Annotated in this window: 12 protein-coding genes; 10 read left to right on the forward strand and 2 right to left on the reverse strand. The window is 62.1% G+C overall.

The genetic code is table 11. From position 1 onward, the window contains the following. Positions 1-77: 77 nt before the first annotated feature. From DMY87_RS15350 to DMY87_RS15365, 4 genes are read left to right on the forward strand one after another with little or no spacing between them, the layout of a single operon-like run. Positions 78-1,601, forward strand: a complete 1,524-nt coding sequence (locus DMY87_RS15350; RefSeq protein ID WP_110792495.1) for a sugar ABC transporter ATP-binding protein — start codon at positions 78-80, stop codon at positions 1,599-1,601. Next, a complete protein-coding gene (locus tag DMY87_RS15355) occupies positions 1,598-2,638 on the forward strand; it encodes an ABC transporter permease (RefSeq protein WP_110792496.1) in 1,041 nt (346 codons plus the stop codon). The genes DMY87_RS15350 and DMY87_RS15355 overlap by 4 nt, the downstream gene beginning before the upstream one ends. Continuing rightward, positions 2,635-3,615: a galactofuranose ABC transporter, permease protein YjfF gene (yjfF, locus tag DMY87_RS15360; RefSeq protein ID WP_110792497.1), complete on the forward strand. Its 981-nt coding sequence runs from the start codon at positions 2,635-2,637 to the stop codon at positions 3,613-3,615. Before DMY87_RS15355 ends, yjfF begins: the two co-directional genes overlap by 4 nt. After that, a complete protein-coding gene (locus DMY87_RS15365) occupies positions 3,612-4,346 on the forward strand; it encodes a FadR/GntR family transcriptional regulator (RefSeq protein WP_110792498.1) in 735 nt (244 codons plus the stop codon). Before yjfF ends, DMY87_RS15365 begins: the two co-directional genes overlap by 4 nt. A 19-nt stretch (positions 4,347-4,365) precedes the next feature. On the opposite strand, the gene DMY87_RS15370 is transcribed toward DMY87_RS15365, so the two are convergent. After that, entirely contained in the window at positions 4,366-5,079 is a 714-nt protein-coding gene (locus DMY87_RS15370; protein WP_110792499.1) for a GntR family transcriptional regulator, read from the reverse strand. Positions 5,080-5,337: 258 nt separating this feature from the next. Between DMY87_RS15370 and DMY87_RS15375 the strand changes: the two genes are divergently transcribed. From DMY87_RS15375 to DMY87_RS15400, 6 genes are all read left to right on the forward strand, one after another. Beyond that, positions 5,338-6,426 (forward strand): ABC transporter ATP-binding protein, encoded by a 1,089-nt coding sequence (locus tag DMY87_RS15375; protein ID WP_110792500.1) that lies wholly within the window; start codon positions 5,338-5,340, stop codon positions 6,424-6,426. A gap of 31 nt (positions 6,427-6,457) precedes the next feature. Then, positions 6,458-7,747, forward strand: coding sequence for an ABC transporter substrate-binding protein (locus tag DMY87_RS15380; RefSeq protein WP_110792501.1), 1,290 nt, complete (start codon positions 6,458-6,460; stop codon positions 7,745-7,747). 186 nt (positions 7,748-7,933) lie between these two features. After that, the gene (locus tag DMY87_RS15385; RefSeq protein ID WP_110792502.1) at positions 7,934-8,839 is read left to right on the forward strand and encodes an ABC transporter permease; all 906 of its coding nucleotides are present in this window, start codon (positions 7,934-7,936) and stop codon (positions 8,837-8,839) included. Between the two features lies 1 nt (position 8,840). Beyond that, positions 8,841-9,659 carry an ABC transporter permease gene (locus DMY87_RS15390; RefSeq protein ID WP_110792503.1) on the forward strand — a complete coding sequence of 273 codons (819 nt, stop codon included), beginning with the start codon at positions 8,841-8,843 and terminating at the stop codon, positions 9,657-9,659. Positions 9,660-9,664: 5 nt separating this feature from the next. Beyond that, a complete protein-coding gene (locus DMY87_RS15395; protein ID WP_110792504.1) occupies positions 9,665-10,408 on the forward strand; it encodes an aspartate/glutamate racemase family protein in 744 nt (247 codons plus the stop codon). Further along, a complete protein-coding gene (locus DMY87_RS15400) occupies positions 10,405-11,256 on the forward strand; it encodes a GNAT family N-acetyltransferase (protein ID WP_110792505.1) in 852 nt (283 codons plus the stop codon). The genes DMY87_RS15395 and DMY87_RS15400 overlap by 4 nt, the downstream gene beginning before the upstream one ends. A 3-nt stretch (positions 11,257-11,259) precedes the next feature. Here DMY87_RS15400 and DMY87_RS15405 read toward each other — a convergent pair whose 3' ends face one another. Then, positions 11,260-11,760 (reverse strand): GNAT family N-acetyltransferase, encoded by a 501-nt coding sequence (locus tag DMY87_RS15405; RefSeq protein WP_110792506.1) that lies wholly within the window; start codon positions 11,758-11,760, stop codon positions 11,260-11,262.

The following is an 11,760-nucleotide window of genomic DNA, read 5'->3' on the forward strand; positions in this document are numbered from 1 at the left end:
TTCCTGGTGACGGGGTCGTTGCCGCTTTCATCGGACCGCGTCCGGAGATAGCTTCGTGGGAGAGGGGGAAGAGGCACATGACCGACAATCCATCCATCGTGCTCGCCGCTGCGGGCATCATCAAGACGTTCGGCAATCACACGGCGCTGGACAAGGTCGACATCGCGTTCCATCGCGGCGAGATCCACGCTTTGCTCGGTGAAAACGGTGCCGGCAAGTCGACGCTGATCAAGATCCTCACGGGTGCTTATATTCCTGACGGCGGGACGATCACGGTCGATGGCGAGGCCGTGAATTTCACGACGCCGCAGCAGGCCCAGGCGCTCGGCATCGGTACCGTCTACCAGGAGGTGAACCTCCTGCCGAACATGACCGTCGTCGACAATCTCTTCATCGGTCGGCAGCCGGTCAGCCGCTTCGGTCTGGTCGACAAGCGCCAGATGGAGCGCAAGTCGCGTGAAATTCTTGCGACCTACGGCCTCGATATCGACGTCAAGGCCGAGCTTTCCACCTTCTCCGTCGCCGTGCAGCAGATCATCGCGATCGCGCGGGCGGTGGAGCTTTCAGGCAAGGTTCTCATTCTCGACGAGCCCACCGCCAGCCTCGACCGGTCCGAAGTGGAGAAGCTGTTCGGCATCATTCGACAGCTGCGCGACCGCGGTCTGGCCATCGTTTTCATCACCCATTTCCTCGACCAGGTGTTCGAACTCTCCGATCGCGTGACGGTCCTGCGCAACGGCCGGCTTGTCGGCACGGAAGCCATTGCCTCGCTCGACCGCACCAGCCTGGTCCGCATGATGCTGGGCAAGGATCTCGCCTTCCATCATCCCGACGTTGTCGGTGAAGAAGCCGAGGTCGGCGAAACGCTGATGACGTTCGAGAACTTCGGATTGACCAATACGGTGCGTCCCTTCGACCTCAAGATCCATCGAGGCGAAGTCGTCGGTGTGGCCGGATTGCTGGGGTCCGGCCGCACCGAGATGGCGCGGCTTATGTTCGGCATCGATCAGGCCGACAGTGGCTCGATCAAGATCGACGGCGCGACGCGCCAGGTGCGCAATCCGCGCGATGCCGTCGAGCTCGGCTTCGGCTTCTGCCCGGAAGACCGCAAGATCGACGGCATCTTCGGCGATTTGTCCGTGCGCGAGAATATCGTCATTGCCATGCAGGCGCGGCTCGGCTGGTTCAAGGCGCTCAACCGCGACGAACAGCTGGAGATCGCCGGCAATTTCATCGAGGCGCTCGACATTCGCACGGCCTCTGCCGAGCTGCCGGTCAAGCTCCTCTCCGGCGGCAATCAGCAGAAGGTGATCCTCGCCCGCTGGCTCGCCACCGATCCGCGCTTCCTCATCCTCGACGAGCCGACGCGCGGCATCGATGTCGGCGCCCATGCCGAGATCGTGCGCATGATCAGCCGGTTGCGGGAAGACGGGTTGGCGCTCGTGGTCATCTCGTCCGAGCTCGACGAAATCGTCAGCTATTCCTCGCGTGTCGTCGTCATGCGCGATCGCAAAATGGTCGCCGAACTGCATGGCGCCGATATCACTCCCGGCGTCATCGTCCAGACCATTGCCGCCCAACCGGCGGAGGTCGAGGCATGAAAAGGCTTTCCATGTCCCGCATCATTTCCCCGCAGCTCCTGGCGCTTGCCGGCGTGCTGTTTTTCAACTGGGTCGTCTTTCCCGGCTTCTTCAACATCACCTGGCAGGATGGTCGTCTGTTCGGCAGCCTCATCGACGTCATTAATCGCGGTGCGCCTGTCGCAATCCTCGCGATCGGGATGACCGCGATCATCGCGACCAAGGGCGTGGACCTGTCGGTCGGTGCCGTGATGGCGGTTGCCGGTGCTGTTGCCGCGACCTGTGCGGTTGCAGGTCAGCCACTGATCGTGACGCTTCTCGCCGCTCTTGCCGTCGGCATCCTCTGTGGTCTCTGGAACGGCATCCTTGTCGCCTATCTCGGAATCCAGCCGTTCGTTGCGACGCTGGTGCTGATGGTGGCGGGGCGAGGCGTGGCACAGTTGATCACCGAAGGGTCGATCGTGACCTTCTCCGACCCCGCGCTGATCTTCGTCGGCACCGGCTCGCTGTTCGGCCTGCCGATGCCCGCCGTCATTGCCATCGTGCTGATGATTGTCGCGCATCTCTTCATGCGCCGCACCGCGATCGGTCTCTTCATCGAGGCGATCGGGATCAACCTGTCGGCGGCGAACTATACCGGTCTGCGCAGCAAGGTCGTCATTCTCTGCATCTATGCCTTTGGTGGCTTCTGCGCCGCGACGGCCGGCATCATCGCCGCCGCCGACATCCGTGGCGCGGACGCCAACAATGCCGGCCTCTGGCTTGAGCTCGATGCGATCCTCGCCGTCGTGATCGGCGGCACCTCTTTGCTGGGAGGTCGTTTCTCCATTCCGATGTCGGTGCTTGGCGCCATTATCATCCAGGCCATGAACACGGGCGTTCTCGTGTCGGGTTTCCCACCGGAATTCAACCTGATCGTCAAGGCCGGCATGATCATCATCATTCTGGTGCTGCAGTCCGCCCGGATCGCCCAGGTGCTCGGACGCAAGTTCGGCCCTCGCCAGCCGGCCGCCCCTGCGACCCAGACTTCAAGCCAAACTTCGGGACAGGCACGATGAATCCGCGTTATCGCCCTCTCGCCGCGACCACCCTCATCTTCGTGATCGCCTATGCCGTGTGCATCTTCCAGTATCCCGGCATGTGGTCGACACGCGTCTTCGGCAATTTCCTGACCGACAACGCCTTTCTCGGGATTGCCGCCGTCGGCGCCACCTTTGTCATCCTTTCCGGCGGGATCGATCTCTCCGTTGGTGCCGTGATCGGCTTGACCGGCGTTGTCACCGCCATCCTGATTTCCTGGGTCGGCATGCATCCTCTGGCGGTCTTTGCCATCGTGCTGGTTCTGGCGGCCGCCTTCGGTGCCTCTATGGGTGCGGTCATCCACTTCCTGCAGGTGCCGCCCTTCATCGTGACGCTGGCCGGCATGTTCCTTGCCCGTGGTTTCGCGTCGGTTCTCAGCCAGGATTCGATCCCGATCGATCACGAGTTCTACCGGACGATTTCCAGCCTATACTACAAGCTACCGGGTGGCGGGCGCCTCAGCGCCATCGGTCTGCTGATGCTTGGCACCTTCCTGATCTGCGGTTTCATCGCCCACAAGACCCGCTTCGGATCCTATGTCTATGCGATTGGCGGCAATGCCACCTCGGCTTCGCTGATGGGGGTGCCGACCGGCCGCGTGACTGTCGGCATCTATGCCCTGTCGTCCTTCCTTGGCGGTCTCTCGGGCATCGTCTATTCGCTCTACACCTCTGCCGGTTACCCCTTGGCGGCGGTGGGCATCGAACTTGACTCGATTGCAGCCGTGGTGATAGGCGGAACCCTATTGACGGGCGGTTATGGTTTCATTTTCGGAACCCTGATCGGGGTCATGCTGCAGGGCCTTGTCCAGACTTACATCGTCTTTGACGGAACACTCTCCAGCTGGTGGACCAAAATCGCCATCGGGTTCTTGCTCTTCATGTTCATCCTGCTCCAGAAACTGGTCTTCAACGCACAGACCGGGCGGGCTCGGTTGAAGAAGGGCCCTGCATGAGTGAGCCGGGGAGCCTTCTTCGCTCCCTGTCCGGGCGGTCGACGGCACGTAACTTCCATTCGCACGTGATCAATGAAATCGGGGCCGGAGTCATCTCCGGCCGCTATCCGATCGGGACGACGCTCCCGAACGACGCCGAACTCATGGCCGATTTCGAAGTGTCGCGCACGGTGCTGCGGGAAGCTTTGAAAACGCTGGAAGCGAAGGGGCTCCTCGAAGCCCGCCCAAAGGTTGGCACCAAGGTCGCCAAGAAAAGCCGCTGGAACCTCTATGATCCGCAGGTTCTGGCCTGGCATCTCGATGCGCCGCCGGATGCGGAATTTCTCTCCGGCCTGCATGAGGTGCGGCGTTCGCTGGAACCGATTGCTGCGGCCGAGGTGGCGCGGCGGCGCACGGCCGACCAGATCCGCCTGATGCTCTACTGGATCCGGCAGATGGAGACGTCGCTCACATCGCCGCAGAATTTTGCGCTGGCCGATTTCGAACTGCATCGCATCATCGCGGATGCGGCTCACAATCCCTTCATTCGCGCACTTTACGGCGTGATCGAGCTTGCGCACGCCTTCGCCTACCAGCGGCTCGTGGATACGCCCGAGGAGGAGGTGCTGGTCGCCATCCTGGACAAACACAAGATGCTGGTCCAGCGCATCGAATATGGTGACGAGTCAGGAACGCGCGCCGCCATGCTGGAAACGATCGAGCACGACCGGCAGATTGCCTTGGGCACCTGATCCATGACAGACGGGCAGGTCAGAGTTCCAGTGCGTCCTTGAGCGTGCGCACCTCTGCCACAGAGAGGTCAAGGTCGGCTTCGATGTGGTCGATATGGTGCAGCATCAGCCCGGTCGCGTGTTCCACGTCGCCGCGTTCCAGCGCCTTCAGGATCTCGTCGTGCTCGTCATGGCCGCAGCTGGAGACGCCGGTGCGGCCATAAAGCGCGATGACGAGGGAGGAACGGGCCACCAGTTCGTCCATGAACTTTTCCAGCACCTGGTTTCCGGCGACCTTGGCCAGCATCAGATGGAAATCGCCGGATGCCTTGATCTCTGCTCTGCGGGCGGATGCGCCGCGTTCGGCGCGATAGCGGGCTTCTTCCTTCAGATGCTCGCGAAAGGCTGCGATCTCTTCGGCCGTGATCCGTTCGGACGCGGCTGCAATGATGCCGGCCTCGATCAGGCGTCGGGAGGCAAAAACCTGGCGGGCTTCTTCGGTGCTCGGATTGGAGACGAAGGCGCCGCGATTGCGCTCGGTGCGGACAAGCCCCTCGAAGGCCAGCATCTGCAGGGCATCGCGCACCACCGTGCGGCTGACGTCGAACAACGTGCCGACCTCCGCTTCCGACAGTTTCGTGCCGGGCGCCAAGCGACGGTCGACGATCGCATCGCGCAGCGCATCCCGGATTGCGCGGGCGCGGTCTTCCTGGTTCGGGTCGAGATGTCGGCGCAACGAGTTCTTCGCGTTCATGGGTCCATTCCGCTGTCGTTCTTCCTTTTAGCCAGCATGTCGGGCGAGGGGAAGGCCACGAAAAATATTGCGGCGCTAAATTGCATACAATCTCATATCTTGATTGGCATCAATCGACTAATTCGTGTGCATGCATTCGTGCAGGCTGCACATTGATGCAGCGACACAATATTCCATCCCTGACAATTCAATGGTTTGGCTGGCCGCTGCGCAATTGGCACGGCTTATGCATCGTCTACGGCAGCAGAAGGAGCCGTCATGACGAAAGCCGCCGAGATCGAACTTGCAGCCGTCTCCAAGGTCTATGGCAACGCCACGGCCGTGCATGCCATCAGTCTCAAGGTCCCGGCCGGCACCTATTGCTGCCTGCTGGGCCCCTCCGGCTGCGGCAAGACGTCGACGCTTCGGATGATCGCGGGCCATGAGAGTGTCTCGTCCGGCGACGTGATCTTCGGCAATGCCAATGTCACCGATCTGCCGCCGGCCAGCCGGGGAACGGCGATGATGTTCCAGTCCTATGCGCTCTTTCCGCATCTTGATCTTGTCGACAATGTCGCCTTCAGTTTGAAGATGAAGGGTGTCGACAAGGACACCCGGCGCCGCGAGGCGATGGAGATGCTGAAGCTGATGCAGCTGGAGCCCTATGCCAGCCGCCGCCCGGCGCAGCTCTCGGGTGGCCAGCAGCAGCGCGTGGCGCTGGCCCGCGCACTGATTACCAAGCCCGAGGCGCTGCTGCTCGACGAGCCGCTCTCGGCGCTCGATCCCTTTCTCAAGATCCGCATGCGGGCGGAGTTGAAGAAGCTGCAGACGACGCTCGGCATCACCTTCGTGCACGTGACCCATAGCCAGGAAGAGGCGATGGCGCTGGCAGACCTCATCGTCGTGATGAACGAGGGTCGTATCGAGCAAGCGGCGACGCCGCGCACGGTGTTCGAAAAGCCGGCCACCGGTTTCGTCGCTCGTTTCATGGGGGACCACAACGTGCTGTCAGGCCGGATCGTTGAGCGCGAGGCGGACGGGCTCTTCATCGAGGTCGTCGGCGGCGGGCGCTTCTATGCCGGCGGCACAGCGCCCGCAGAACAAGACACTGCCGAGATCGCCATCCGGACCGACCATGTCCGGATCGGACCGGCCTCGGTTGCGGGCCTCAGCTTCGATGGCATTGTCTCCAATGTCGAATATCTCGGCGCCAAGGTGAAACTGACCGTCACCACGGCCTTCACCGATGAATTTACCGCCGTCCTCAGCGACGCGGCCTTTTTCGCTTCGCCGGTCAAGGTCGGCGAGGGCGTGACCCTGTCATGGGACAAGCAGGATTCGATCGTCCTCGGGCGTGTCGAGAAGTGAAACCAAAACCAATAAAACCAGGAGAACAGCAATGACTGCCAGCAAGAAGACCCCCAAGGGCGTTTCGCGCCGCACGTTCCTGAAGACGGCCTCGGCGGCTGCCGGCCTCGCCGCCGGTTCCGGTGCCATCACCGGCTTCCCGACCATCTGGGCGCAGTCCAACATTACGCTCCGCCAGTTCGGCACCGGCGTGTCGAACATCAATGCGATCGCCGAGCAGTGCAAGAAGGACCTCGGCATCACGCTTGAAATGACCGCGACCGATTCCGACGCTGCCGCCCAGCGCGCCGTGACCCAGCCGAACTCCTACGACATCGCCGACATCGAATACTGGATCCTGAAGAAGGTCTATCCGACCGGCGTGATCCAGCCGATGGAGACGAAGAAGCTCAAATATTACGACAAGGTCGTGCCGCTGTTCAAAACCGGCAAGCTGTTGCCCGACAGCGTGATTGCGCAGGGCACCGCGCCGCACACCGTGGGTTATGTCGAAAGCAAGGACGCCAAGACCTTTGCCGCCAGTGAGACCGAACTCTTCACGATGATGCCGACGATCTACAATGCCGACACACTCGGCATCCGCCCCGACCTCGTCGGTCGCGAGATTACCTCCTGGGCCGACATCATGGACCCGGCCTTCAAGGGCAAGACCTCGATTCTCAACATTCCCAGCATCGGCATCATGGATGCCGCGATGATCTGCGAAGCCATGGGCATCATCAAATATGCCGACAAGGGCAACATGACGAAGGCCGAGATCGACACGACGATCGACTTCCTCATCAAGGCCAAGCAGGACGGCCAGTTCCGCGCCTTCTGGAAGTCGTTCGACGAGTCGGTCAACCTGATGGCCTCGGGCGAAGTCGTCATCCAGTCGATGTGGTCGCCGGCCGTTGCCGCCGTCCGCTCGAAGGGCATCGCCTGCAAGTATCAGCCGCTCAAGGAAGGCTATCGCTCGTGGGGCGGCGGTCTTGGTCTCGCAGCCCACCTCGAGGGTGCGCAGCTCGATGCCGCCTATGAATACATCAACTGGTACACGTCCGGCTGGGTCGGCGGCTATCTCAACCGCCAGGGCTACTACTCGGCCTGCATGGAAACCGCCAAGGGCTTCATGACGCCGGATGAATGGGGTTACTGGATCGAAGGCAAGGCCGCGACCGGTGACATCATGTCTCCGGAAGGCAAGGTCATGGAGAAGGCCGGTGCCGTTCGTGACGGCGGTTCCTTCGAAGAGCGCATGGGCAAGGTTGCCTGCTGGAACTCCGTCATGGACGAAGACCGCTACATGGTCCGTCGCTGGAACGAGTTCATCGCGGCTTAATTTTCGTGTGGCGCTCGCCCCTCATCCCCCTGCCGGGGCCTTCTCCCCGCAAGCGGAGAGAAGGGGGGAGCCGCCGACCGTGCCACAAGTGTCTTCTCCCCGCTTGCGGGGAGAAGGTGGCGGCAGCCGGATGAGGGGCAACTCTCTCGGTCCGCACTTTCTCGCAGCGATTGGAGACCTAACGACATGGTAGAAGTCCGATTTCTGGGCGTCGGCGCGCCGAAGCCGAAACGCGTGATCCGTGTGCCGCTCGGGCTTGTCTCCTATCTGCAGGCGACGCCGCTGATGCTCATCCTCGGCTGCTTTCTGCTCCTCCCGATCCTGATGATCGGGACGGTGTCCTTCTGGGATTACGACTTCGCTCAGATGTATCCTGATTTCGTGACCTTCAACTATACGGAGACGCTGGGCTCCTGGGTGACCTGGAAGACCTATCTCAACACCCTGAAATTCGCCCTGATCGTCTGGGCAATCACCCTATTTGTCGGCTTTTGGGTCGCCTATTTCCTGGCCTTCCACGTGCGGACGTCCGCCATGCAGAGCGTACTCTTTCTCGTCTGCACCGTGCCGTTCCTGACGTCGAACATCATCCGCATGATCTCCTGGATCCCGGTGCTCGGGCGCAACGGGTTGATCAATTCGGCGCTGGTCAGTGCCGGCATCGTGCCGCAGCCGATCGAGTGGCTGCTCTATTCCGATTTCGCCGTCGTGCTCGCCATGGTGCATCTCTACACGCTGTTCATGGTGACGCCGATCTTCAACACGATGATGCGCATCGACCGTTCGCTTCTGGAAGCCGCACGTGATGCAGGCGCCAGCGGCTGGCAGATCCTCACCAATGTCATCCTGCCGCTGTCGAAGCCCGGCATGGCGATCGGCACGATCTTTGTCGTCACGCTGGTCATGGCCGATTTCTCCACCGTGCAGGTCATGTCCGGCGGCCAGAGCGCGTCTGTCGCGCTGATGATGAAAAACCAGATGTCGCTGCTGCAATATCCGGCGGCGGCCGCCAATGCCGTGGTGCTCCTGATCCTCGTGCTGCTGATGGTCGCAGCGATCCTGCGCGTCGTCGATATCCGGAAGGAGCTCTAAGATGCATTCCGACAAGCGTCCCCGCGAATTCTATATTCTCGCCGCTTTTTTCGCGCTCTTCGTGGTTTTCCTCTATGGGCCGCTGTCGGCCATCGTCATCCTGTCCTTCCAGGGACCGAATGGCGGTTTGACCTTCCCGCTCAACGGCGTGTCCCTGCACTGGTTCGCCAATCTGTTCGAGACCCAGGCGGTCGGTGATTTCGGCGGTTCGTTCCGCCGCTCCTTCGCGCTCGGCCTGATGGTCATGATCGTCACCGTGGTCGTCTCGCTGCTCGCTGGGCTCGCCTTCCGCCGCAAGTTCGTCGGGGCGACGCCGCTCTTCTATCTCTCGGTCGCAAGCCTTGTCGTGCCGTCGATCATCATCTCGCTCGGCATCGGCGTGTTGTTTAGCCAGCTCGGCTTCCAGCCCGCCTGGTACACCTCCGGCTTCGGTGCGCATCTCACCTGGACGCTGCCCTTCGGCGTGCTGATCATGTTCGCCATCTTCAACCGCTTCTCGCCGTCCTACGAAGAAGCAGCCCGAGACCTCGGCGCCACCTCCTGGCAGACCTTCCGCCATGTGGTGCTGCCGATGATCGCGCCGCCGCTGATCGGTGTCGGGCTCTTCGGCTTCACGCTCTCCTATGACGAGTTCGCCCGCACGCTGATGACGTCTGGCACCTACAACACGCTGCCGCTGGAGATTTACGGCATGACGACCAATGTCACGACGCCAGTGCTTTATGCGCTCGGCACGGTCACGACGCTGTTTTCGCTGCTGGTCATCGGCGGCACACTCGGCCTGATCGTCGCGATGAACCGCCGCAGAAGCCAGGGCTGAGTTGCATGAAAATTGCCGTCATCAATCCGAACACCACCGCCAGCATGACCGCGACCATCGCGGACGCCGCGCGGCGGGTGGCGCATGCGGATACCGAGATCGTGGCGATCACCTCGTCGATGGGGCCCGTCTCGATCGAAGGCTATTATGACGAGGTCTTCGCCATTCCCGGCCTTCTCGTGGAGATCGCGAAGGTCGAGCGCGAGGGCGCTGATGCGATCGTGATCGCCTGTTTCGACGATACCGGTTTGGATGCCGCGCGCGCGCTCGCCTCGATCCCCGTCATCGGCATCTGCGAGGCGGCTGTCTCTGCCACTTCTTTCATCGCCCAACGCTTCTCGATCGTGACCACCATGGAGCGCTCGCGGCTGCCGGTCGAACATCTCGTGCATCGCTATGGCATGGGCAGCCGCTGCAAGGTGCGTGCGGCGGATGTGCCGGTGCTGTCGCTCGAAGACCCGAATTCGAATGCCCGCGACCGGCTGCGCAGCGAAATCTCAGCGGCGCTGAAGGACGACAAGGCAGAGGCGATCGTGCTCGGCTGTGCCGGCATGGCGGACCTGACGGCTGCGCTGAGGCTGGAATTCGGTGTTCCCGTCGTCGATGGCGTTGCTGCGGCGGTCAAGCAGGCGGAAGCGCTTGTGGCGCTGGGGCTGTCGACCGCCAAGCGCGGTGCCTATGCGACGCCGGTGCGCAAGCCTTATCACGGTGACCTCGCACGCTTTTCGCCGGAAGCCATGGGCGTATGAGTATGACGGGTGATGTGCAGATCCGCGTGCTGACGCTAAGCGAGGTCAAGGACCTCATCGGTTGGGCGGCGCTGGAGGGCTGGAATCCGGGACATGGCGATGCCGCAGCTTTCCGCGCAGCAGACCCTGATGGTTTCATCGGCTGTTTCGTGGAGGGGCGGTTCGCGGCCGGAATTTCCGCCGTGCGCTACGGGACCGGTTTCGGTTTCATCGGTCTTTATATCTGCCACCCGGATTTTCGAGGACGTGGTCTCGGTCGCCTCGTCTGGGATGCCGGCATGGCGCATCTCAGTGGTCGGGTGATCGGCCTTGACGGCGTGGTCGAGCAGCAGGCGAATTATGGTCGCATGGGTTTTGTGCCGGCCTATGACACGGTGCGCTGGAGCATCGAGCGCGTGCCGGCTATGGCGCGAGCCGATGCCGCCTGCCTTGCTGCGGGCGAGAGGGATATCGCCGACATTCTCGCCTTCGATCGCAACTTCTTTCCGGAGAGGCGGGATGATTTCCTCACCATCTGGCTTCAACCGCCGCGCCGTGCCTTCATCTGCCGCCGGCAGGGTGCGGTGGCGGGCTATGCGGTTGTGCGCCCCTGCCTCAGCGGTCACAAGATCGGGCCGCTCTTTGCCGTCGATGGGAGAACGGCCGAGGATCTCTTGAAGGTCTGCCTGGCAAATCTGACGGGTGCGGAGATCCATCTGGATGTGCCCGGCTATCAGCAAGGCTTCCGCTATCTGCTGGAACGTCTGGGGTTCAAGCCGGGCTTCCAGACGGCGCGCATGTATCGTGGCCAGCCACCCGTGCTGCAAAACGCCGGCGTTTACGCGATCACGACGCTGGAGCTCGGCTGATCCTTAGTCCGACATGCCGGATGGCGAAGCCGTGGGCAGCATGCCGCGATAGATGCCGGGTGAGGACCCCTCGATCGGGATCGCTCCAACACTGCGCTGGTAGAAGTCCACCGGACCGGCACCGCCGATAATGGCATAGCCATAGCCCTGGTCGCGCATGTCGAGCAGGGTTCGCAACAAAAGCGCATGACCGATCCCCTTGCCGCGCGCGGTCTCATCCACGCCCGTCGGGCCGAAGAAGCCTTTCATCGTGGCATCGTGGCAGGCAAAACCGAGGAGCATTTCGTGGTCATGGGCAATCCAGCAGGTGACCGGCTGGCGCAGGATGGCGGCTGTTGCCTCATCGACCCATCCCTCGCCGAAGCGGGGGCGGATCCAATCGCATATGGCGCTGCGTTCCGGCACCAATGCGCGGCGCAGGGTAATGCCTTGATCGGCCATGCGTTTGTCGAGCGCCGCGTCCTGGGCCAGGTCATAGAGCTTCACCAGCATATCGGAGGCCAT

Origin of the sequence: Peteryoungia wuzhouensis, assembly GCF_003205195.1 — a bacterium.
GTDB classification, from domain to species: domain Bacteria; phylum Pseudomonadota; class Alphaproteobacteria; order Rhizobiales; family Rhizobiaceae; genus Allorhizobium; species Allorhizobium wuzhouense.

Bases quoted from the DNA above. Each gene is read 5' to 3' on its own strand.
- DMY87_RS15380 (WP_110792501.1), top strand. From the start codon at position 6,458: ATGACTGCCAGCAAGAAGACCCCCAAGGGCGTTTCGCGCCGCACGTTC.
- DMY87_RS15365 (WP_110792498.1), top strand. From the start codon at position 3,612: ATGAGTGAGCCGGGGAGCCTTCTTCGCTCCCTGTCCGGGCGGTCGACG.
- DMY87_RS15350 (WP_110792495.1), top strand. From the start codon at position 78: ATGACCGACAATCCATCCATCGTGCTCGCCGCTGCGGGCATCATCAAG.
- yjfF (WP_110792497.1), top strand. From the start codon at position 2,635: ATGAATCCGCGTTATCGCCCTCTCGCCGCGACCACCCTCATCTTCGTG.
- DMY87_RS15375 (WP_110792500.1), top strand. From the start codon at position 5,338: ATGACGAAAGCCGCCGAGATCGAACTTGCAGCCGTCTCCAAGGTCTAT.
- DMY87_RS15385 (WP_110792502.1), top strand. From the start codon at position 7,934: ATGGTAGAAGTCCGATTTCTGGGCGTCGGCGCGCCGAAGCCGAAACGC.
- DMY87_RS15355 (WP_110792496.1), top strand. From the start codon at position 1,598: ATGAAAAGGCTTTCCATGTCCCGCATCATTTCCCCGCAGCTCCTGGCG.
- DMY87_RS15370 (WP_110792499.1), bottom strand. From the start codon at position 5,079: ATGAACGCGAAGAACTCGTTGCGCCGACATCTCGACCCGAACCAGGAA.
- DMY87_RS15390 (WP_110792503.1), top strand. From the start codon at position 8,841: ATGCATTCCGACAAGCGTCCCCGCGAATTCTATATTCTCGCCGCTTTT.
- DMY87_RS15395 (WP_110792504.1), top strand. From the start codon at position 9,665: ATGAAAATTGCCGTCATCAATCCGAACACCACCGCCAGCATGACCGCG.
- DMY87_RS15400 (WP_110792505.1), top strand. From the start codon at position 10,405: ATGAGTATGACGGGTGATGTGCAGATCCGCGTGCTGACGCTAAGCGAG.
- DMY87_RS15405 (WP_110792506.1), bottom strand. From the start codon at position 11,760: ATGGCCTCCGATATGCTGGTGAAGCTCTATGACCTGGCCCAGGACGCG.